General features: G+C 32.8%; 20 protein-coding genes. 3 read left to right on the plus strand and 17 right to left on the minus strand.

The window, feature by feature from the left end; all coding sequences use genetic code 11:
• The first annotated feature begins 1 nt into the window (after position 1).
• Positions 2-505, plus strand: coding sequence for a cupin domain-containing protein (locus ACTU6T_RS15505; protein WP_460219110.1), 504 nt, complete (start codon positions 2-4; stop codon positions 503-505).
• Positions 505-1212 carry an RluA family pseudouridine synthase gene (locus ACTU6T_RS15510; protein WP_460219111.1) on the plus strand — a complete coding sequence of 236 codons (708 nt, stop codon included), beginning with the start codon at positions 505-507 and terminating at the stop codon, positions 1210-1212. The genes ACTU6T_RS15505 and ACTU6T_RS15510 overlap by 1 nt, the downstream gene beginning before the upstream one ends.
• On the opposite strand, the gene ACTU6T_RS15515 is transcribed toward ACTU6T_RS15510, so the two are convergent.
• From ACTU6T_RS15515 to ACTU6T_RS15575, 13 genes are all read right to left on the minus strand, one after another.
• Positions 1209-2024 (minus strand): sensor histidine kinase, encoded by an 816-nt coding sequence (locus ACTU6T_RS15515; RefSeq protein WP_460219112.1) that lies wholly within the window; start codon positions 2022-2024, stop codon positions 1209-1211. The two genes, ACTU6T_RS15510 and ACTU6T_RS15515, sit on opposite strands and share 4 nt — an antisense overlap.
• Positions 1976-2686 carry a hypothetical protein gene (locus tag ACTU6T_RS15520; RefSeq protein WP_460219113.1) on the minus strand — a complete coding sequence of 237 codons (711 nt, stop codon included), beginning with the start codon at positions 2684-2686 and terminating at the stop codon, positions 1976-1978. Before ACTU6T_RS15520 ends, ACTU6T_RS15515 begins: the two co-directional genes overlap by 49 nt.
• Positions 2687-2695: 9 nt before the next feature.
• Positions 2696-3208 carry a hypothetical protein gene (locus tag ACTU6T_RS15525; RefSeq protein ID WP_460219114.1) on the minus strand — a complete coding sequence of 171 codons (513 nt, stop codon included), beginning with the start codon at positions 3206-3208 and terminating at the stop codon, positions 2696-2698.
• 88 nt (positions 3209-3296) lie between these two features.
• Positions 3297-4148 (minus strand): 5-oxoprolinase subunit C family protein, encoded by an 852-nt coding sequence (locus tag ACTU6T_RS15530; protein WP_460219115.1) that lies wholly within the window; start codon positions 4146-4148, stop codon positions 3297-3299.
• Entirely contained in the window at positions 4141-4872 is a 732-nt protein-coding gene (pxpB, locus tag ACTU6T_RS15535; protein ID WP_460219116.1) for a 5-oxoprolinase subunit PxpB, read from the minus strand. Before pxpB ends, ACTU6T_RS15530 begins: the two co-directional genes overlap by 8 nt.
• A gap of 9 nt (positions 4873-4881) precedes the next feature.
• On the minus strand, positions 4882-5616 hold the full coding sequence (gene pxpA, locus ACTU6T_RS15540) for a 5-oxoprolinase subunit PxpA (protein ID WP_460219117.1): 735 nt from the start codon (positions 5614-5616) through the stop codon (positions 4882-4884).
• Between the two features lie 3 nt (positions 5617-5619).
• Positions 5620-6846: an Nramp family divalent metal transporter gene (locus ACTU6T_RS15545; protein ID WP_460219118.1), complete on the minus strand. Its 1227-nt coding sequence runs from the start codon at positions 6844-6846 to the stop codon at positions 5620-5622.
• A complete protein-coding gene (locus ACTU6T_RS15550) occupies positions 6839-7957 on the minus strand; it encodes a DUF2891 domain-containing protein (protein ID WP_460219119.1) in 1119 nt (372 codons plus the stop codon). Before ACTU6T_RS15550 ends, ACTU6T_RS15545 begins: the two co-directional genes overlap by 8 nt.
• A 244-nt stretch (positions 7958-8201) precedes the next feature.
• Positions 8202-9602 carry a hypothetical protein gene (locus ACTU6T_RS15555; RefSeq protein ID WP_460219120.1) on the minus strand — a complete coding sequence of 467 codons (1401 nt, stop codon included), beginning with the start codon at positions 9600-9602 and terminating at the stop codon, positions 8202-8204.
• On the minus strand, positions 9599-10153 hold the full coding sequence (locus ACTU6T_RS15560; RefSeq protein ID WP_460219121.1) for an RNA polymerase sigma factor: 555 nt from the start codon (positions 10151-10153) through the stop codon (positions 9599-9601). The genes ACTU6T_RS15555 and ACTU6T_RS15560 overlap by 4 nt, the downstream gene beginning before the upstream one ends.
• A gap of 119 nt (positions 10154-10272) precedes the next feature.
• The gene (locus tag ACTU6T_RS15565; protein WP_460219122.1) at positions 10273-11547 is read right to left on the minus strand and encodes an LVIVD repeat-containing protein; all 1275 of its coding nucleotides are present in this window, start codon (positions 11545-11547) and stop codon (positions 10273-10275) included.
• Positions 11548-11607: 60 nt separating this feature from the next.
• Positions 11608-13146 (minus strand): YifB family Mg chelatase-like AAA ATPase, encoded by a 1539-nt coding sequence (locus ACTU6T_RS15570; protein WP_460219123.1) that lies wholly within the window; start codon positions 13144-13146, stop codon positions 11608-11610.
• A gap of 39 nt (positions 13147-13185) precedes the next feature.
• Positions 13186-15771 (minus strand): hypothetical protein, encoded by a 2586-nt coding sequence (locus tag ACTU6T_RS15575; RefSeq protein WP_460219124.1) that lies wholly within the window; start codon positions 15769-15771, stop codon positions 13186-13188.
• A 185-nt stretch (positions 15772-15956) separates the two neighbouring features.
• On the opposite strand from ACTU6T_RS15575, the gene ACTU6T_RS15580 reads away from it, so the two are divergent.
• Positions 15957-17429, plus strand: a complete 1473-nt coding sequence (locus tag ACTU6T_RS15580) for an SLC13 family permease (protein ID WP_460219125.1) — start codon at positions 15957-15959, stop codon at positions 17427-17429.
• Between the two features lie 48 nt (positions 17430-17477).
• Here ACTU6T_RS15580 and ACTU6T_RS15585 read toward each other — a convergent pair whose 3' ends face one another.
• The 4 genes from ACTU6T_RS15585 to ACTU6T_RS15600 are packed head-to-tail and all read right to left on the minus strand — an operon-like array spanning position 17478 to position 22777.
• Positions 17478-18389, minus strand: coding sequence for a YheT family hydrolase (locus tag ACTU6T_RS15585; RefSeq protein WP_460219126.1), 912 nt, complete (start codon positions 18387-18389; stop codon positions 17478-17480).
• Between the two features lie 19 nt (positions 18390-18408).
• Entirely contained in the window at positions 18409-20034 is a 1626-nt protein-coding gene (ade, locus tag ACTU6T_RS15590; protein WP_460219127.1) for an adenine deaminase, read from the minus strand.
• A gap of 60 nt (positions 20035-20094) precedes the next feature.
• Positions 20095-21420: a tRNA lysidine(34) synthetase TilS gene (gene tilS, locus ACTU6T_RS15595; protein ID WP_460219128.1), complete on the minus strand. Its 1326-nt coding sequence runs from the start codon at positions 21418-21420 to the stop codon at positions 20095-20097.
• A gap of 52 nt (positions 21421-21472) precedes the next feature.
• Positions 21473-22777 (minus strand): anthranilate synthase component I family protein, encoded by a 1305-nt coding sequence (locus tag ACTU6T_RS15600; protein WP_460219129.1) that lies wholly within the window; start codon positions 22775-22777, stop codon positions 21473-21475.

The following is a 22777-nucleotide window of genomic DNA, read 5'->3' on the forward strand; positions in this document are numbered from 1 at the left end:
GATGAGTTCTTTAGAGATCTTAATTAAAACTTTAGAACTTTTACCTCATCCTGAAGGTGGTTATTTTAAAGAAACATACCGAAGCGAAGGAATAATTTCAACATCCTGTTTACCAAGCACTTTTAAAACTGAACGCAACTATTCAACTGGCATATATTATTTACTTAAATCGGAAGATTTCTCTGCGTTTCATAAAATAAACCAAGACGAAATGTGGCATTTCTATTTAGGAGATGCTATTGAGTTACACATGATTTCAGAAGAAGGAATCCATTCTAAAGTATATATTGGAAATGATATAGCTCAGGGTCAAGTACTTCAGTTTGTAGTTCCAAAACACTATTGGTTTGCTGCAAAGGTCTCAAAACCTAACAGTTATGCATTATTAGGTTGTACTGTAGCGCCTGGATTCGATTTTAAAGATTTCACATTAGCCACCAGAGGTGCTCTAATTGAGACATTTCCACAGCATAAAGACATCATAACTACATATACAAGGATCTGATGTCTCATGTAAAGAAAATAGTGTCTAATAAAAATAATCTTCAAGTTCTTTATGAAGATAATCACGTTATCATCATCAATAAACGTGCTGGTGACATTGTTCAAGGTGATCGCACTGGTGATATGCCTTTAAGTGATGTTGTCAAGGCCTACCTCAAAGATAAATATAATAAACCAGGTAATGTTTACTTAGGAGTTGTACATCGCTTGGATAGGCCAACAACTGGAATTGTTTTATTTTCAAAAACCAGTAAGGCCTTACCAAGACTTAATAAGCTATTTGCTGACAAAAAAGCAAATAAAACGTATTGGGCCATTGTCAAAAAACAACCACAAAAATCTGAAGACACTTTGATTAATTGGTTGAAAAAAAACACAAAAAACAATAAATCAACCGCTTACCTAAAAGAAGTCAAGGACAGTAAGAAAGCAATTTTACATTATAAGACAATTAAGTCTTTAGACAATTATAGTCTCTTGGAGATTACATTAGAAACTGGACGACATCACCAAATTAGATGTCAGTTATCACATATTGGCTCTCCCATAAAAGGAGATTTAAAATATGGTTTTGACAGAAGTAATAAAGATGCTAGTATTAATTTACATGCAAGACGATTACAATTTGAACATCCCGTTTCTAAAGAGCCTATTGATGTAACTGCTACTCTGCCAAATAACTCATTGTGGCTAGCTTGTGAAAGCTAAAACGGATAATTTATAGTAATACTAACGCCTTCATTTGGTTGAGACGTGATAGTAAATTTAGCACCAATTAGTTCTGCCCTACTTTTCATATTAACAAGACCAGACCCTTTTTTAACTGAAGACATATCAAATCCAATACCATCATCTGAAGCGGTTATGATTAAAGCTTCTAGCTTATAATTTAAATTCACTTTAAGATGATCTGCTTCAGAATATTTCACAGCATTAGAAAAGAATTCCTGCAAAATTCTAAATATGATAATCTCATGCTTTTTATCTTTAAATTCACGCTTATCTCCACTAATATGCAATTCGGCAGATGTAAACTTCATACGCTTTAAGCGATTGAGTTCATTAGTAATAGAATGTTCAAAACCAATATTTAGAATCACATCATTATTTAATGATTTTGATAATGACCTTACCTCTTTAAGGCTTTCTTTTACAATGTCTGATGTTTCGGATACTTTTCCTTTTATATCTTCAGGCACCTTTGTTCCGAGCATATTAAGCTGCATACTTGCATAAGCTAAAAGCTGCCCTACATTATCATGTAACTCCCAACCGATATGTTTTAAGGTTTGTTCTTGAATTTCGGTTTGTGTTCTGGAGATCTCTTCATCAAAGGCTTTTTGTTGCTCAACTTGATCTAATAAAAGTTTATTTTTTCGCTTTTGAAAGGTCACAAAAAAGAATATGACCATAATTGCCAGAAATAAGACCGCAAAGATGACATAGCCAATTAAGGCAATTTCTTCTTGATTTATTGTCTGCGCTTCTTGAGCGAATACCAAAAGCCGAATGCAATGCATGAATAGGTGAATATATTAATATATAATAACAGTAAGGTTCTAAAACTAACAAATTCTGTGTTAAAAATCCTAAAATAGCTATTATAGATAAACAAAGGTGTAGCACATAAATGCCATAACAATAATGCTACACTGATATAAAACGATGGCAGTTTATAATACTGAAGAATAAACTCACTATTCATTAGTTCAATAAAATATAACATCACATAAATAAATACAATTATAGATGCTAGAATGAAGTCATAGGGCAGCCCCATGACAAAAAAGGCATCTGTAAATGTATAATACCATATAGAAAAAACACTATAAATAAATACAATACCTCTAATAATTAATTTAAAAGATTTATTACTTATTAAATCTGAATAAAAGATACCTAATAAACCTATAGCCAAAAAAGAATATATGTTGTACAGCCAATGATTTTGACAGAACACACTATTTTTCCACGCTATAAACCAGTTATAATCATAATTATTTTGCAAAAATGATTTATAGACTCCCAAGGTTTCAACTAAAACAGTCAACCATAAATAATAAACAAAAACTTTAAGTTGTACGTTCTTCGTTTTTTTCAAATACCAACTTCCAGAAATTGCTGCAGTGGCTTCAAATAACTTACCAATTAAAGAGCGATGTTCATATAAAAATTCATTCAAAATTTTTCATTATTGTGGATAATTTGCACTTGGTGGATCACCATGCTCTCCTCTATCAAATCCATTTGCTCCTGGAATATCATTATTAGACGGTTGCATCGACTTCATCATTCCTCCCTGTGAAGTGTTTTCATAACCTGTAGGCACAAATAAAAACGTAGAATAGCCTGGACGTTCTTTCAATGCAGGATGAGCTCCTGGATATAATCTAACACCATTCATGGTATACCCTAATTCCGAAGCCTGTTTCTCTGCTAATTCGAGAAAACTTCTCAAATCTTCAAGTGAATACCATGACGATCGATTATCGCCACTTTCAACGCCTCTAAAAATAGCATCGTTAATGGCTTGATATCTTACATCATAAGCCTTAGTTAATGTTTCGATTTCTCCTGGCGAAATAATACCTGCCGGTGTTGTTGTGTTACTCATACTGTCAACATGTTTATTATTATGAAAATAAAAATACATGGCAATAGCGCCAATGATAATCCCTAAAATAATTGGTCCTAATTTTTTCATAATTTGGTTAGTTTTGAATTAATTGCAACGTAATGTATATAAAATCTCATTACAAAACCACTATTTATGTTAATTTTCGAGGTTTTTCTTACTCTTTTATGCGTTTCAACCGAATCTTATCACCAAAAAACTTTTGTGACATTGTATTTATAGACATCTCTGTTAGTTGAAGAACTCTTGGATATCCTCCTGTAATTTGACAATCTCTCATTAGGGCTATCAATTGACCCGAAGGTGTTAATTGAACAGTTCCTGGTAATACTAATGACGTAATGATTGGCTTCATATCATTAATAAACCGCTCTTCAAATTGATAAGCCATACGATTACTATCATTAGCAATTGTAAGCTCTTGCTCAAATAATAGACTCTGATTCTCTTCATTCAGCAAATTAAATTCTGGGCCTTCAAGCACTTGAATGTTATGATCTTCACTATAATCTTCAGGGAATTTAATAGATGAAAATGAAGGCTCATGTTTTTTATAATTAACATTAACCGGAAGTATATCTCCTTTTTTCACCTTGAAATTAGATGTTATTCCTTGATACATACTACGACTTCCCATTTTTTCTTCAGTTAAAAATCCACCAACCACTGCAATGTACATTCTACAACCTTTCTCTAAAGTTCCAAAACTTAAAACATCATTAGAGTTAATATCAATGACCCTATCATTTTTTATAAAAACACCATTTAACCTCGCATTCATAGTCGCTCCAGTAATACAAATTTGGGTTTGAGTGTCAAATCTAAGCTTTGGACCACTTACTGTGCATTCCAAAACGGCAGCATTATCATGATTACCTAATAGAGCGTTTGCCTTAATTGTAGAAAACCTATCCATAACACCGGAGTATGGAACACCATATTCCTGAACAGCATGACGCCCTAAATCATGAATCGAATCATATAAACCTGCTTTTAAAACCTCAACCATCTATCACCTCACTTTCTATTTTATAGACTCCTTTTCTTACTTGTGCAAAAATCGCATTGTAATTAGACATTGATATAGGAACAAATTGGATTTGATCTCCACTTTTAGCAAAACATGGAAACGGTTTATCTGGATTAAAGAATTCTATGGGGGAATTTCCAATAATATTCCAACCTCCAGGACTTGCATTTGGATATATTCCTGTTTGCTGTCCGCCAATAGCAACAGCACCTTTTTTTACATAAGACCTTGGGCTTTTTTTCCTCGAAACTTGCAAGCGTTTATCTAATCCCCCTAAGTATAAAAATCCAGGCAAAAAACCTATAAAAAAAACAGTATATATTGTTTCAGAATGCAAAGTAATTACATCTTGTTTTAAAAGCTTTTTTTCTTTAGAAATCTCATGCAAATCTAAAGCGAATTCATCATTATAACATACTGGGATTTTCCAACGTTTCAAAGTATGGTTAGATATATTAACTTGATTAGCATATTGCGTTTTGAGCAATAATATTTCATCATTGATTTCATCAATAGCAAACTCATAAATAACTAATATCGAGTTGTATGCATTATTTACTTGAACTATTGATTTAATATTTGAGTTTAGAATGCAATTTTTAAAATTGATAATATCTTTGAGGATGTTTTTATTAATTATAGAAGGCCATTCTATTAAAATGGAGCGCTCTGAAAAGCGTCGATATGTAAGTTCAAACTTCAATAAATTTAGCTATAAAATTCCAATATTATTATCCTTTAATTGAGCAATTAAATCTCGTAGATTTTCAACAACATTCTCTCCATCACCATGTACGCAAAATGTATCCGATTTCAGCATTACTTCTACTCCATTTTTAGTGCGTACTTTACCTTCAGAAATCATTTTAAAAACATGTTGAAACATCGATTTAGAGTCCTGAATTAATGCATCATTTTCATGTCGAGGCACCAAAGTTAAATCCTCATTATAATTTCGATCTGCAAAAGCTTCATATTTAATTTTTACACCTTCTTTCTGAGCTATTTTTGCTATCATAGACCGATAAGGCACATACAAAAAGATGCCATCCCCAAACTGTTTAGTAGCTTCAATGATGATGTGCGCTGTTTTTTTATCTATAGCAGCCAAATTATACAATGCACCATGCGGCTTGATATGATGTAACGCCATATCCTTATGATCTAGTACAATTTTTAGATTACATACTTGTTCATAAATGCTATCAAACAAAGTTTCGGGGTTCATATGCAATCTTTTTCTTCCAAAATTTTCTTTATCAGGAAAAGATGGATGCGCGCCAACTTTAACACTATATGCTTTCGCCATCATTACAACAGCAGCCATAGTATCTTTAGTTCCAGCATGACCACCGCAAGCAACATTACATGACGAAATTAATGGCATTAGCAGGGATTCGTTACCTAATCCTTCTCCTAAATCACAGTTAATATCTATAGTAATCATTTTCTACAGTAAATTAAACACCTTCAAAACACTTTTAACACCCAAAAACAATGCTATTCCGAAGATAATAAATCCAAGAGCATTTTGAATAGTTGTGTTTTTATATTTACCAAGAATAGAGGATTTGTTCATTATCCATAGTAAAAAACCGGCTATTACAGGAAGTAGTAATCCATTAGCAACCTGAGCAAATTTTATTATTTCAATAGATTTAAATCCGATTATAGAAAACAAGACACCTAGACCAAGTATAAATATCCACACTAGCTTGAAACGTTTAGATTTCATATCTGAAGACCAACCCAAACAACCAGAAGCAACATATGCTGCTGCCAGAGGTGCCGTAATTGCACTAGTAATTCCAGCAGCAAAAAGTCCGAGAGATAAAAAATAAGACGCATAATTCCCAAATAAAGGCTCTAATCCTTTTGCTAAATCTGCAGCATTACTTACTTCAGCAGACTTAATAGCGGCAGCAGATATAATAATACACATCGATACCAAACCTCCTAAGACTACGGCTATAATTGTATCTTTTCTTGCGTATTTTAAATCGGATTTATTTTTCCATTTCTCTTTAACTAGCGAGGCATGTAGAAACAAATTATAAGGCACAACAGTGGTTCCTACTAAAGCAATAATAGTAAGAATATTATCATCCGAAAAACTTGGTGCAAACAAACCCTTAAACACCTGAGACATGTCTGGCTTGGTCATTACTGCTGTAATTAAAAATGCTATACTCATTATGACTACTAATGAAATTAATGCTTTTTCAAGTACCTTATAATTCCCGATATACAATAACACAAAAGCAATAGAACCAATTAAAAGACTCCACAAATTCAATTTAAAAACACCTAAATCGAGAATTCCGTTTCCTAAGATAGTTTCTAAGCCTAAAACACTTCCGCTTATATTTCCTGCTTCATATGCCGCGTTACCAATAACAATTGCAGATAGAATTAATATAACAGTTAAAGTACGATATAATGGATCTGAAATTTCTGATCTAATCACTTCAGACAATCCTTTTTGAGATATGATTCCTATTCTCGCCGACATTTCTTGTAAAACGATAGTCGCTACAATAGACAAAAGCATTGCCCATAAAAGAGAAAACCCAAAATTCACACCAGCAAGCGTGCACACTGTAACCGTACCTGGTCCAATAAAAGCAGCTGCTACTAATGGTCCTGGACCAATATTTTTAAACCAGTTTTTAATCACGAGTAACAGAATTTAAAGCATATATTGCAAAACTTCCTAACCAATGACCACCTTCATAACTATCGCCAACAATACTTGGCAGCGAATAATTAATATGCAAATTAGCTATATTATTGAGATGACTGTATTCTGGGAGGTCTCTTGCTATTTCATTTAAACTCCAAGCTCTTGAAAAATTAACCCCATCAAGATGCACCAATTTACCATCAGTACGATCACTAACTTTTCCAGTATCAATTGAAAAACTCTCATCTTTCAACTGAGGTAAAAATGCGCTGAGCCAAGTTCTAAATTCTTCTTTTGACAACACACGCTTCATCAACGCTGCTTCTTCAAAACAAGGTGATAAAAAATCAAAGCCACTTGGTTCCCAAGCGAGCGGACAACCTTCATCATTTCTATAAAAATCTATGGCGCGTTGCTCTATCAGCGCTAACAGCTCTTTATGCCCAACAGTTTTAGCATAGTCGTAGGCAAAAGACAAGCCAAAAGCTGTATTAGGATGTTCTCCTACTCGAATAGGATAATTTAATTTTGGAAGAAACTCTAAGTATTTTTCAACAATTAGATTAGTCAAAGGCTGGAGATTAGCTTCTAATGATCTCGCAACCGGATCATCCCAAGTATGCAATTCTTCAGCCAGTTTAAGCAACCAAGCCCAACCATAGGTACGTTCATAGCTTTTGTTATATTTTCCATAGAAATACTGAACTTCAATTTCCATATTAGATTGAGACATATTCTCTAATAGCATTTGTTTTGCTTGATCTGCAACTTCTAGATCTGGAAATTGCTTTAATAAACTCACTAAACTCCAATGACCATGAACTGCCGAATGCCAATCAAAACAACCATAAAATGCAGGATGCAATACCTGTGGTGATTGTAAATCGGCATTACTTCCAATCGTCTGATTTAACTTATTTGGATATTCGGTTTGGATACAATGAATTGGCAATTGTGCGAGACGATTGGCTTGTATAATATCAATCTCTGGCACTTTTGCTTGCTCTATTACCACTGAAGTCTCTGAAGTTTCAGCAGGTTTTTTTTCCGAAGAATTACAACTCAGAAACAATATGAGCATAATTAACGTGGTATAAAATTTCATCAATAATTGTATTAGGTTAGTCAAGTAAAAATACAATTAAAATGAACTTTTCTGGAACTTTTAAGCTCATACATTCATAAACATTATGAACAGTACTATGCTTCAACCATCATTAACTCTCTACATTACAAATAATTTCAGAAATGCTAGCCTTATCAAAATTCTTAATACCTAACATTAAAATACTACTCCAAGGATTTTTTCAGTTGATACCATAAATCGTATCCTCGTATGGATTTTTACTTTATAATTTATATCGCAATCCAAACAATACTCTTAATTGCGTGTTATTAAATGTTTGGTTCTTATTATCTATAGGCTTGTCAAAATAATTATAACTTGGTTCTAAAAACAACGTCATTTTTTTTGCTAACTCATATGAAATATTAGAATTTATAGTTGCTCCAAAAATTGTTGAATTAACACCTAAAGTTTCACCTATTTGTTCATTATCTAAAAATGCTTTATTGTCTGTTAAAAAATTTATATTTCCACCAACGCCTAATGATATATTATATTTTTGCTCTCTAAGTAAATTATACGATATCTCTATTGGTACCTGAATATAATCAAACTGTTGCTGAAAAGTTCCTTCATTAATACCATTTTCAAAAGAAGAGATATCAGTAACTGGGTCTTGAGACACAAACAAAACTACAGATTGATCACTTACAATACCCTGAGAATCAACATCTGAAGAAGTGTCGTTTGAAATAGCATACTGGATATTATTAATTTCTTGACCTAACACATTCTTACCAACACCAGATTTTACAGTTACTCTATCTGATATCGAATACCCAATCTTAAAAGCATACACAAAGCCATTTTGAGAGGTTGTATTTATATCTGTACCTTCAATAGATGCATTAGAAGCAGTATTAGATAAGCCTCCTAACACCTCTACAAACCATTTAGAATTTGCAACTACATTCGTGTTAATACTATCATTAATTGCCACATTTTCTGCCATAAGCTCTTCTGACAAACCTAACAGAGTGTCATCTTCAGTCTTAGAGATCGAATCATTACTTGCAATCAATGTTTCTTCTTGATATGTAATTATCTTTTTAGTCTTCCCCTTAAAATCTAAACTATCTTGATTATTAACGTTGTCAACCTGTTGCTTTAATTTATTTTGGGCATAGCTTTTATTATAATTTTGACGATCTTCTTTTTCTGCTATTTTTTTGTGAGTACTGCTTCTGTTATTCTTTGTTTGTCTTTTATAATCCTGTTTTCCATGTCTTTCTGTTAATTGCTGTAGACTACCTTCCTTCTTTAGTGATTCCTTTATAATATCTTTATCTTCTTCTAATGAATCTCTACTCGTCTGACTAATATTTATATTTTCATTTATTGTATTAGTCTTCTCTTTTGATTCATTTATAATATTATCATTTTCAGATTGTTCAATATCTGTGATCTCATTTATAGATTTACTATTAATTGCAGACGAATTTATAATCATATAACCAAATAGCATCACTAATACAGCAGCAGCAGACCCCCAAAGAAACAATACTCTTCTTTTTTTCTTTTTTGGATGAAGTCTAGCTTCTATGTTATCCCACAATTCCTTAGGAGGCTCTTTAGAGAACGCTTCTAAATCACCATACACCTCCTCAATACGATCCTTCTTCATGACACTTTTTTGTTTAATTCCTCGTTAATTTTTGTTCTCAGTATATTTTTAGCTCGACTTAATAATGACTTCGAAGTTCCAGTTGCCATTTTTAACTTCCTTGCAATTTCTATATGGCTATAACCTTCAAAAACATACAAGTTGAAAATCATCCTATAATTATCTGGTAATTGCTGTATATGTCTTAATAACTTCTCTTGAGACAAGACAATACCAAACTCATTTGATTTATCGTCTATATGATTGCTAAGATTAGCATTCTCAATTGGAATGTATAGCTGGTGCTGTTTTTTTCGTAAGACCTGTAAAGCTTGATTTACGAAAATACGCTTAGCCCAGCCTTCAAAACTTCCATCGAATTTATATTGATTAATTTTTTGGAATAGAATAATAAATGCATCTTGAAACACATCATCGGCTTCAGATCTATTCTTCATATATTTTAAACAAATACCATATAATACTGGAGAAAGCAGCGTATACAATTCACGCTGCCCTTCCTTATCATGCTCAACACATTTTTGTATGAGTATTCGTAGTTCTTTATCCAAATTAACCCTAAGCTATAATGTTTATTAATTATAATTAAATTTATAAATATCTATGTATAACTACTGATAATATTAAAATTCAAAAAGAAAAGATTTTTAAATTTTGAAACTAATACGCTTTAAAATTGAATCGTACTAACAAGTTCTAATCCAAAATCACCCACATAATTATATTGCTGAATCATATTTTCTCCCACAGTAATTAAATGTGATGACAACGGGATAACATCTTTAGAGTTAGATTCATAGATATTTTCTAACACTAAGTTATTTGGGTTTTGAGCATCAAACACATTTATACCTTCATCATTACACACAAATAACACTTGATCTTTAACTCCCAAACCATATGGATTAGTTAAAAAATATGTTGAATACTCTACTGGCGTACTAATATTAGAAATATCAATCACATTAATTTGATCCTCAATTGCACCACAAGTATTACCTCCTCGCACAGTTATATAAGCAGTAGATTCTTCAGCCACAACTGGATCACAACCTGTTGCATGTAAAAATGAGGATGTATACACTGGATTAAATTCATCTTGCAAACCAACGATATGCATCCCGTTAGTGGCACCAATAAACAAATTATCTTTTAGAATAAATGTGGTTTCCAACTCACCACCAAACCAACCTTCCATCCACGTCTCTGATACTAAAGAAATCGAATTGTAGTCTGTAATATCATAGGTATATAACATATAATCATCTATAGTATACAAAGCATCATTTAGAATTTGAAATTTAGCATAAGAGCCTCCTACACCAATATTATTTGCTATTGCAGTATCTAAAAAATCAATAAATATTTCTGAGTTCAAGTCATAAATATCAGTATTATTCTCAACTTCTACCCGCTCCATATCGATAGTTATATATTCTGCAATAAACTCATTCTCGTTTGTAGGGTTTATACCAGAATGATAATACAAAATATCTTCAGGAAAACCTGCATAGTATGACAACATATCTTCTTCTATATTAACAAGTTGTATACTTGACAAATTACTAATATCAAACACCACCAAATCCATAAAATTATCAGCATATAGAATGCCATTTTTGATTGAAATATCATGAACACCTTCTAATTCAATAAATGACATATTTATGGGATTCTCAGGGTTTTCATTATTAAATATATGAATACCAGAATTTTGCGCTATATAAAATAGCAAATCCTCATAAACATATATTTTACCATCCGAATTTGTTGACCTAGCTGCAGAAATTTCAATTGAATTTCTAATTTCAGATTTAGACTTTATTACTGGAATAGTCACACTAACTGGATCTACGAGTGCATCAAAATCATTATCGCTATTACAATTTATGAGTTGTAGACAGACAAATACGATTAGAGCTAAGGATAAAATTTTAGTTTTCATGATTATTGTTTATTAATAAGATGAAAAAAAAGTAAAAGGTTGCAATCTTTAGTGAAAAAATTATCCTAACCAACCTTCACGATCCATACTTCGGTATTGAATAGCTTCGGAAATATGAGTGCCTGAAATGTTTGCCGCACCTTCTAAATCGGCAATGGTTCTAGATACTTTCAAAATACGATCATAAGCTCTTGCTGATAAATTTAATTGCTCCATGGCGGATTTCAACAAATCTAACGAGGCTTTATCTAGCTTGCAAAACTTTGCAATCTGTTTTGTGGTCATTTGAGCATTATAGTGAACATTTTTTGAAAGTTCAAAACGTTTCGTTTGCCGTTCTCTAGCTTTGGTTACTCGTGCTCTAATTTCAACTGAAGATTCTCCTTTACGATCATCAGACAGTTTATCAAAAGGTACTGGTGTGACTTCAATATGTATATCGATACGATCTAATAAAGGCCCAGACACCTTACTTAAATAGCGTTGCATTTCAGCTGGTGATGATGTTACAGGCGCATTAGGATCATTAAAATAACCTCCAGGACTCGGATTCATGCTTGCAACTAACATAAATGATGATGGATAAGTAACGGTAAATTTTGCCCTAGAAATTGTCACTTCTCTATCTTCGAGAGGTTGACGCATCACTTCTAAAACTTCTCGCTTAAATTCTGGCAATTCATCTAAAAACAATACACCATTGTGAGATAGGGAGATTTCTCCTGGTTGTGGGTAACTTCCACCTCCAACTAAAGCAACGTTAGATATGGTATGATGTGGACTCCTAAATGGTCGATGCACCATTAATCCTGTATGTGCTTTTACACGTCCAACCACCGAATGAATCTTAGTTGTTTCCAAGGCCTCATTTAATGTCATAGGTGGCAAAATACTAGGCAATCGTTTTGCCAGCATCGTTTTACCAGCTCCAGGCGGTCCAATTAAAATAATATTATGACCACCAGCAGCAGCAATTTCCATACAGCGTTTAATACTCTCTTGTCCTTTTACATCGGCAAAATCAAACTCAGGACAATTGAGACTTTTGTTAAATTCTTCACGTGTATTAATTACAGTAGGCTTTAATGGCGTTGAGGTATCGAAATAGTCAATGACTTGTTTAATAGTATCAACACCATAAACTTCTAATCCGTCAACAATAGCAGCTTCTTTGGCATTTTGTTTAGGCAGAATAAAACCTCTAAAACCTTCTTCCCTAGCCTTAACTGCAATTGGCAGAGCCCCTTTAATGGGCTGCAAATTTCCGTCAAGAGATAATTCGCCCATAATAAGATATTTCTCAATAGTATTAGCTTTAATTTGCTTGGTTGCAATAAGAATTCCTATAGCAAGCGTTAAATCGTAAGCAGATCCTTCTTTACGTAAATCGGCAGGAGACATGTTAATAATGATTTTTTTACCAGGAATTTTATAACCATTATTCTGAAGAGCAGCAGCTATTCTAAAGTTACTTTCTTTAATGGCATTATCTGGTAAACCAACAAGATGGTAACCAATTCCTGAATCGACATTAACTTCTATTGTAATCGTAGTAGCCTCAACACCAAAAACTGCACTACCAAAAACTTTTTTGAGCATATATAGAATATTTACTCAAATATAGATAATATTCTATAACTATTCTTCGAGTAGTGCCTGAATTTCTTTAATTTGATCTGTGATTAATTTACTCTGAATCACTCTATCATAATATGTTATTGTGCTTTTACTCAAATGTCTTGCTAATGTAGGTTCATAAGTTTTCCAAACGCTTTCGTTATCATTAATTTCTTTTTTAACCTTAGCATTCTCACGGTCAAGAAAAGCTTTTAATACATCCTTTTGGCCAGTATCTGTAAGTTTACCTCCTAAGAAACCTTCTACTTCTTTCAATTCAATCTGAAATGGTAAATAAATAGGTATATAAGTGATTTTTGGGCTCTTTCCTCTATCAACTAAAAAATCGGCTAGGTAATTTGGAATCTTATCTAAATTTAGACCCGTTTTTAAATCGGCAACAATATTATCTTGCTCAATTTCATCAATATGAAAATCAGCAATTCCTTTTTCAATTTTGAATTTCTGAATAAGATGCCAGATATAATTATTACGACCATTAATAATTTCAACAAAGACTTTTGGCGTTTTATTGAGCGTCGAATCTTTTTCTAGATAATTATATAAATCTAAAGAACTAAGAAGTCCGCTATTATCAATCGCACCAGCATCTATATAATGTCCATGACCCTTAATCTTTGCTGCAGGACTCAATCCAGGAAATCTATTTGTAGACGACATCGCCTCATAATAAGCTATAGATCCATTGTATAACTGAGATAAGTTATCAGAATTATAAAACAGGGTAGAATCTTGTGGATACTTCACCGAATAAAACACACCACGTTTTCCATTTGTTTTAGCTGTATTAATAATTAAAGACGGAAAATATCCTCTTTGGTTATTAAAAATATGTGATTTCCAATAGGCATTGAACGACAAAGAGTCTAATGTTCGAGTGGTATCATTCTCTAGAATATTTCGATAGGTTACCATAGAATAATACGATCGGTCACGATGCGCACCAATTTTACTCAACGGGTAAAGCTTTCTTAAAAAATCACTTCCAAACATCATAGCCAAATCTTTAGAGGCGAAATTTTCATAGGCTACCTTATCAATTTTCTTAGAAATCTTAGCAAAGTCATTTGTATACTCTCCATCTAAAACAGAATATAACGACAAGCCCATCATACCGCCAGAAGCACCAGAAAATGATACTGTTTGGTTTAAAAACTCACCTTCAGATTGTTCTTGAATTTCATTCAATACTTTCATAGTCCAAATATTAGCTTTAAGTCCTCCTCCATGGGCTGCAACAAAAAACAAAGGTTTATCAGTACGTTCTCTTAGCTTATCTTTGAATTCATCAATATACAAGACTGAAGACTCTGCATCAGGTTGATAAACCTCTAGTTGATGAATGACGCTTTCGGTTTTCAAAGAAACAGCACATAAAACAACTAAAAGCAATATTAACACTGAAGCAATTCTGCGACGTCTAACGGCAAATTTACGTTGCTTAGTTAAAGGCAAGAGACGCTCTCTCTTTTTACTAAGCACTCTAGAATTATTTAAGTATCGTGTATCGGCTATTCCTTGATTTTTTAGATCTTCTTCTTGAGATTTAAAAATCTGTAGCATAAAAAAGTATTTCACCAAACATGCAATGATATAATAAAAGAGAAAGAGATAACACAATAGAATAAGCATTGCATTTAATAAACTCCACCCTTTAACTACAGCTATATTGCTATACACCATTAAAAAAACAATTAACACGGAGAACACAAAATATAATCGCAAATAAGCTATACTATCACTTATAAAATTTAGCTTAAAGTGAACCGCTATAACATACACTCTAAATGCTCTAAATAATATATACAATATCGCTAGTAAGAATGTAAATATTTGCAACAACCAATAGCCAGACAAGCTAAACGTTATACTATAAGTAATAATACATCCCATAACAAAAACCAATCCTATCATAAACAAAAGTGCATTTACTCCTTTTGTATAAAATTTTCGTTTTTGTGTCTTGGCTTCTTTCTCATCGAGAACATTTTCAGCATCGAATATTTTATCCTGATAATAATCAAACCTATCCAATAATATAATGAGAATAAGAGCAGGAATTATTGATAATATTACTGATATACTTTTTACTAATGCTACAGCAATTTCACCAAATACGAGTTTTGGATAAAAGGCTTGATAGATATAATAATGCCATATAATAAAGATAACTAATCCCAAACATTGTCGTAAATATTTAGCTTTATAATCTTGCTTATAATCTTTTTGATTGATTTTAGAGAAAATAAAAATTGGATATCCCAGCCATTTGTATGCGTACCAATGATGATCATCTCTACTATCATTTATATCTTCTGCATAATATATATATCTCGGATAGTGAGATAGTATAGCAGCAAACATTGAAATGACAACAAAACATAATATAAGTGATGTTTTATCACCTTCAACCATATCTACTAAAAGTGTATTTGCTTGATCAAGACCTTGTACCATTAATAGAATAGCACCCAAAAACAACAAACTTAAATACGAAGATTTTCCAAATTTTTGGAAAGCAGAAACGAGATTATTGATAAAGGTTGGAAACTTTAAAATGAATTTCCCTAAATGTTCAAACACCATAACAGACTTTTTAAATTATTATTTCTGAGTCAATAAAATTAATATGTGTATTTAATAGGGAGAAAGTTGATTCTAATCTACAAAAAAAATGAGTATTATCCATCATTTAAACCCAAAAAGAGATGAAATTGCATTACTAAAAACAATTTTAAATTATATATTATGAGCTCTAATCAAGAATTTTTATGAGTATTACAAAACGAATTGGTTTAGTTTTAGGGCCAACACTTTTTACGCTTATCCTTTTGTTTTACAAGCCTGAAGACTTATCTCCAGAGGCAAATGCTGTCTTAGCCTCTACGGCATGGATTGCGATTTGGTGGATTACTGAATGTATTCCAATAGCTGTGACAGCTTTGTTGCCTATTATTTTGTTCCCGTTGTCTGGCGGATTAGATTTAACAACAACTACAGGAGCCTTTGGTCACAAATATGTATTTCTCTATTTAGGCGGATTTATAATTGCTATCACTATAGAGAAATGGAATTTACACAAACGAATTGCACTAAACATCATCAATATTATTGGCAGTGATGTTAGGCGAATTATTCTTGGTTTTATGTTAGCTACGGCTTTTTTATCCATGTGGATTTCTAATACCGCAACGTCTGTAATGATGCTACCAATTGGTATTGCAATTATTAAACAACTCAAAGACAATCCAAACACTAAAGACAATGAAAATAAAATCTTCGGTAAAGCGTTAATGCTTGCCATCGCCTACAGTGCCTCTATTGGTGGAATAGCCACCTTAATAGGTACTCCTCCTAATTTAGTACTGGCTGGTGTAGTTTCCGATTTTTATGATTATGAAATCACTTTTTCCCAATGGTTTATTTTTGGTTTTCCAATTTCTATTATCCTACTTTTTATCTGCTGGAACTATCTCACACGATTTGCATTTACATTTAATCAAACAGAATTCCCTGGAGGAAAGCAAGAAATAAAACGGTTACTAAAAAGACTAGGAACCATAAGTTATGAAGAAAAAGTTGTAGCATCCATATTTGGGCTTACAGCCTTTTGTTGGATTACACGCTCATTTTTATTGAAAGGCATACTTCCTGCACTTGATGATACTATTATAGCAATATTTTTTGCTGTTGTGTTATTTTTAATTCCAGCTAAAAACAAAAAAGAGCAACTTATTAACTGGGAAGAAGCTGTTAAATTACCTTGGGGAATTATTATTCTTTTTGGAGGAGGCATGGCACTTGCAAAAGGGTTTGAAACTAGCGGATTAGCGCAATGGATTGGTAATCAAATGACCGCATTACAGGGTGTGACTACATTACTATTAATTGTGCTTTTGGTAGCTGCTGTAAATTTTTTAACTGAAATCACATCCAATTTAGCCACAACAGCTATGTTACTACCTGTATTAGCTCCTATGGCAATGACTGTCAATATACATCCATTTGTATTGATGGTTGGTGCAGCTGTTGCTGCATCTTGCGCGTTTATGTTGCCTGTTGCGACACCTCCAAATGCAGTGGTTTTTGGTTCAGGTTATTTACGTATTCCAGATATGGTAAGTAAAGGCATTGTAATGAATATTATATCTATAATCATTGTGAGCCTCTTTGTCTATTTTGTATTGCCTGAACTTTGGGCTATTGCTGTTGAAGGTTTTCCTGAAGTGTTAAAAATAAATTAATGAAAGTCATTAACGAATTCTAAAGCCCGCTTTTCGTTATAATAAAACTCACTTTTTTGGAATAAAACCTACATGACCTCCATATTTTGGCATTTCTAGATATAAATTATTATTAGCTTTCGCTTCTTTTACTGGATAACATTCATGAGATAAAAAGGAATCGTTCAATGCATTGATAATAAGTGTTGGGATTTTTATATTGGGTAAAAACTGAAGGCTACTACATTTCTCATAATAGTCTAGTGCATCTTTGAAACCATGTGCTTTTGAGGTATATACCTCATCAAAATCCCGCAATGTTTTAATAGAATTTATCTCATCTTGGGTGATTCTGTCGGGGAATTGCTTTATTTTAACCTTCAATTTATCAACCAGGTGTTGTCTAAACCGTATCGCAAAAGCTTTGTTTTTAAAGGTATGTAACTCTCGAGCTGACCCTGTTAAATACACTGGAACAGAAATAGCAATAGCCGATTTCACCTCCTCAGGAACGTCTCGTTCTTCACCTAAATATTTCAGTGTAATATTTGCTCCTAAACTAATGCCTTTGATATATACTTTCGAATAGTTTTTATTCTGAATACAGTGCTTAACCACATCATCTAAATCATTAGTAGCTCCAGAATGATAACTATGATAAAACCGATTACCTTCACCACTACAACCTCTAAAATTTACAGCAACAGCATCAATGCCATTTTCATTAAAAAGCTTGGCAGCTCCTGTGATATAAGGACGTTGCCCATGACCTTCCAAACCATGTAATAAGATAATTACGGCATCAGATTTATCAGTAGTATAACTCCAATCTAAATCTAAAAAATCTTTGTCTCTTGTTTCAATGCGCTCACGTTTCTGTTCTACCCCTATTACTTTTCGAAATAAACCAGAATAGACAGTAGCCACAAATCCGTTTCGAAATTGAAAAGATGGTTTAAAAGAAGATTCTAGTATTGGCATGAAGCGTAGATTTCTTTAATTATTCTATCTCTAACGTCGTAAACTTAAAATTCGAACCATCAAACAGACCTTTATCACTCAATTTTAAAGATGGAATGACAAGCAATGCCATAAATGATAACGTCATATAAGGTGCATGCAATGTGCTGCCTAATTGTTTTGCCATTTTATCTAATTCGGCATATTGTTTACCAATAGTTTCTCCATCTTGGTCACTCATAATGCCTGCAACAGGAAGCGACACAATATGTGCTTCATTAGGAGACACAGCACAAATTCCTCCTTTGTTTTCTATAATAAGATTTACCGCTTTGGCAAGCATCTCATCAGATACACCAACAGCAATTATGTTATGTGAATCATGACCAACAGAAGATGCAATTGCACCTTCTTTTAATCCGAAATTTTTAATAAAAGCTAAAGCTGGCTTATCATCTTTATATCTATTAACAACCGCCATTTTCAAGATATCTCTCTCTACATTAGACACTAGATTTCCGTGGTCTAATGTAGCATCTTCAATGAGCTCATTTGTAATTAATTGTCCCTCTAAAGCCTCAATAACTCGTATTTGATTTGCTTCCGAAGGTATTCTAAAATCAGAAACCTCCTTTTTATGAGTATTAAAGTTATTGAGGTTTTCAAAAGCTACAGATTGAAGTCTTGACTTACCATGTTCACTTACTAGCTCACCATCAATATAGGTTTGTATAACTCTAAAATCTTTTAAATCTTTAACAACAATACAATCAGCAGCATCACCAATATTCAACAAACCAACATCAAGATTATAATGCTTCACAGGATTCACACAAGCAACCTGTAATACTTTAAACACATCAATCCCTTTGGCAACTGCTCTAGCACAAAGCTTATTAATGTGATCAATTATTAAATCGTCTGGATGTTTATCATCACTACAAAACATCATATGCTCAAAATGTTCTGGAAGTAAATCAATAAGAGCTTCAAAGTTTTTAGCAGCACTCCCCTCTCTTATCAAGATCTTCATTCCTTTTTGAAGTTTTTCTAAACCTTCTTCGTATGTAAAACACTCATGATCGGTAGAGATTCCTGCAGCAATATATTTTGATATATCATCACCTATAACACCTGGCGCATGACCATCAATAGGCTTGTTATAATGTTTAGCCCATTCTAATTTTTTAAGCACTTCGCTATCATCAAAAAGAACACCAGGATAATTCATCATTTCGGCTAAATATTTTATATCTGGATTTGCTAAAAGCTGTTGTATGCCATGAGAGTCAATAACTGCTCCTGCAGATTCAAAAGCAGTAGCAGGCACACATGATGGTGCTCCAAAATTGAATTTAAATGACGTTTGCTTTCCGTTCTCAATCATAAAATGCACGCCTTCAATTCCGAGAACATTAGCAATTTCATGAGGATCAGAAACTGTAGCTACTGTACCATGGTTTACTGCCAATCTCGCAAACTCACTAGGCACTAACATAGAACTTTCAATATGAATATGAGCATCTACAAAGCCTGGTAAAATATAATGTTCTACATCATGATTTACCTCTTTTATATCTGTTATTTTTCCGTCTTCAATAGTAAGCTCTCCTTTAAAAATGCGCCTATTTTTTATATCGACGATTTGACCTTGTAATACTTTCATTTAATTATCATTTTGATTTATGGCGCTTCGACTTCGCTCAGCGTCCATCTAAAGCATACGCTATTGCACTTCAATTTTTAAAATATTAGATGTTTTGTCTGTTACCTTAAATCGTTCATCACCACGCATTCCTATAACCCATACTATAGTATCATTTGAGATTAACAACCAAATATTCTCCTTATCAACTAATGACAATTTCTCATCTTTAAAATACTTACTGAGTTTCTTTTTCCCCTTCATTCCGTAGGGATAAAACGCATCTCCTTTTTGCCATCGACGTAAATGCAGTGGGAATACCAACACATCTCTATCTACAAAAATCACATTACTACGAGTCCCGAAAATAGCATCAGCTTCATCAAACAATAGTATTCCTGCTGGTGAATTCACTTTTCTATCTGATGCGTTGATTACAACTATGTCTTCGTTAGCACTTCGACTGCGCTCTGTGTAACATTTGGTTAAAATTAGGTGTTCTCTATCTTTTATTAAACGATGTGTTTTTGAAAACACTTGCTTACCTGTTTGCGCATCTAATAGATTTAAAACATCATTCCATTCTGTAAACCCATAATCTTTAAACAATTCATACAGATATGCTTTAGGGTTTTTAAATCTTTTAAATTCTGAAATTTTAAACTTTAATTGCTGCTCATTATTACTTACAATAGCTCGTTTTGAAATAGAATTAAGACTATCATCTATTATATCTACCGAATCTCTCAAATGAGATAAGGTCTTTTTAAAATTGTGTAACAATTCTGAATTGATATCTTTTAAATTTGGAATAACATGATGACGTATTTTGTTTCGAAGGTATTTGTCAGAGGTGTTACTGCTATCTTCACGCCATTTAATCTGATTTTTATTCGCATAGTCTTTAATTTTCGCTCGAGAAAATGGTAACAGCGGTCTAATGACATTACCATTAATTTCGGGGATTCCTGTCAATCCATTCAATCCAGTACCTCGAGATAAATTAATTAAAAATGTTTCGAGATTATCATCGGCATGGTGTGCAGTCAAAATATAATCGAAACCCAAATCTTCAGCTAAATTTAAGAACCAATCATAACGCAACTCACGAGCAGCTACTTGTGTAGACAATTGTTTAGAAATGGCATAATTTTCAGTATCAAAATGCTCTATAAAGACTTCTAAGTTTAATGTTTCAGCTAAATTCAACACAAACTCTTCATCAGCATCACTTTCAGTACCTCTCAAATTAAAATTACAATGCGCCAAAGCAATATCGAGTTTTAATTTGTGACATAAATGAGTTAGCACAACACTATCTAATCCGCCGGAAATAGCAATTAGGAGTTTGCTTTCTGTTAAGAAAGGAAAATTATTAGTAATATGAGTTTTGAAACTTTCGAGCACCAAATCAAAGGTAAATTTTTAAAGACTAATTTTAAACTTTTAATTGAATTCTTTAACCTTCTAAAACTTCTCGCATTGCTTTGGCCTTAATTAAGCACTCTTCATATTCTTTTAAAGGGTCACTTTTTGCAGTTATGGCACCTCCTACCGAATATGACACATACTGATTGGATTCATTATATAAAATACTACGAATCACAACATTAAAATCGAAATTGTTATCTGGAGAAAAATACCCAACCGCTCCAGAATACAAACCACGTTTGGTTTCTTCGAGCTGTTCTATGATTTTCATGGCCGAAATTTTAGGAGCACCAGTCATGCTTCCCATCGGAAATGTGGTTCTAATAATATCTACGGGATGTGTCTCAGGTGCAACAGTAGAAGTTACAGTAGAAATCATTTGATGTACCTGATCAAAAGTATATACTTTGCACAATTCTTCAACTTTCACACTTCCTTTAGTTGCTGTTTTTGATAAATCGTTCCTTACCAAATCTACAATCATGACATTTTCACTGCGCTCTTTTATATCTAGAGACAGGGCTTCTTTTAATTGGTTATCTTCAGTAATATTATCTGACCGTTTAGCTGTTCCTTTTATAGGTTGAGATGTGATTTTTAAGCCTACTTTTTTGATGTATCGTTCTGGGGAAGCCGACATTAAATATTTATCATAAATCCTCATAAACGTGGCAAAAGGCGGTTTTGATATTGCGTTTAATTTATTGTAAGTATCATAAGGATTAATACTTGTGTTTTCAGTATAAAATTCCTGGCAAAAATTGGCTTCATAGATATCTCCTCTATGAATGTGTGACAACATATCATTTACTTTTTTGAAATATTCACCCTTATGAATACGCAACTTTACTTTGATATGTTTATCAGTAGTATTAGAATTGAGCTGAAAATGGCAATCATCACCAATATTGATACATTCTAAGTCTTCTTGTAATTCATCTGAAACCAAATTTAAATAGTGTGTTTCTAATGTATTTCCTTTTAAAAAGAAGAGTTTCTTAGGTTGAAAGAAAAACAACTCCGGAAAATGAAGTCCGTCAAAATTCTCCGATTTCAATTGCTCAACATCATTTTTTAAATCATAAGACAAGTAACCAAAAACCCAATCTTTAGTAGCTGACTGATAGTCTTTTAATTGATTAAATGCATCATAATAATCTGTTTGAAATACAGTAAAAGCTTCAATAGCTAACACAGCATCATAGGAAGCAAAATTATCATTATAATTATTACTATCTAACCAAACAACTTCATCAAATTGCTGGCTCCAATTAAAAAGGTTTTCTTTAAAACTTTCAGGATTAGATATATGTTGTGTAGTATGCTGTCTCAA

This window comes from Psychroserpens citreus (genome assembly GCF_055686305.1).

Coding starts and splice junctions, on each gene's coding strand:
- ACTU6T_RS15525 (WP_460219114.1), bottom strand. CDS start 3,208: ATGAAAAAATTAGGACCAATTATTTTAGGGATTATCATTGGCGCTATT.
- ade (WP_460219127.1), bottom strand. CDS start 20,034: ATGAAAGTATTACAAGGTCAAATCGTCGATATAAAAAATAGGCGCATT.
- ACTU6T_RS15515 (WP_460219112.1), bottom strand. CDS start 2,024: ATGCATTGCATTCGGCTTTTGGTATTCGCTCAAGAAGCGCAGACAATA.
- ACTU6T_RS15570 (WP_460219123.1), bottom strand. CDS start 13,146: ATGCTCAAAAAAGTTTTTGGTAGTGCAGTTTTTGGTGTTGAGGCTACT.
- ACTU6T_RS15580 (WP_460219125.1), top strand. CDS start 15,957: ATGAGTATTACAAAACGAATTGGTTTAGTTTTAGGGCCAACACTTTTT.
- ACTU6T_RS15505 (WP_460219110.1), top strand. CDS start 2: ATGAGTTCTTTAGAGATCTTAATTAAAACTTTAGAACTTTTACCTCAT.
- ACTU6T_RS15550 (WP_460219119.1), bottom strand. CDS start 7,957: ATGAAATTTTATACCACGTTAATTATGCTCATATTGTTTCTGAGTTGT.
- pxpA (WP_460219117.1), bottom strand. CDS start 5,616: ATGATTACTATAGATATTAACTGTGATTTAGGAGAAGGATTAGGTAAC.
- ACTU6T_RS15510 (WP_460219111.1), top strand. CDS start 505: ATGTCTCATGTAAAGAAAATAGTGTCTAATAAAAATAATCTTCAAGTT.
- ACTU6T_RS15555 (WP_460219120.1), bottom strand. CDS start 9,602: ATGAAGAAGGATCGTATTGAGGAGGTGTATGGTGATTTAGAAGCGTTC.
- ACTU6T_RS15575 (WP_460219124.1), bottom strand. CDS start 15,771: ATGGTGTTTGAACATTTAGGGAAATTCATTTTAAAGTTTCCAACCTTT.
- ACTU6T_RS15530 (WP_460219115.1), bottom strand. CDS start 4,148: ATGGTTGAGGTTTTAAAAGCAGGTTTATATGATTCGATTCATGATTTA.
- ACTU6T_RS15565 (WP_460219122.1), bottom strand. CDS start 11,547: ATGAAAACTAAAATTTTATCCTTAGCTCTAATCGTATTTGTCTGTCTA.
- ACTU6T_RS15585 (WP_460219126.1), bottom strand. CDS start 18,389: ATGCCAATACTAGAATCTTCTTTTAAACCATCTTTTCAATTTCGAAAC.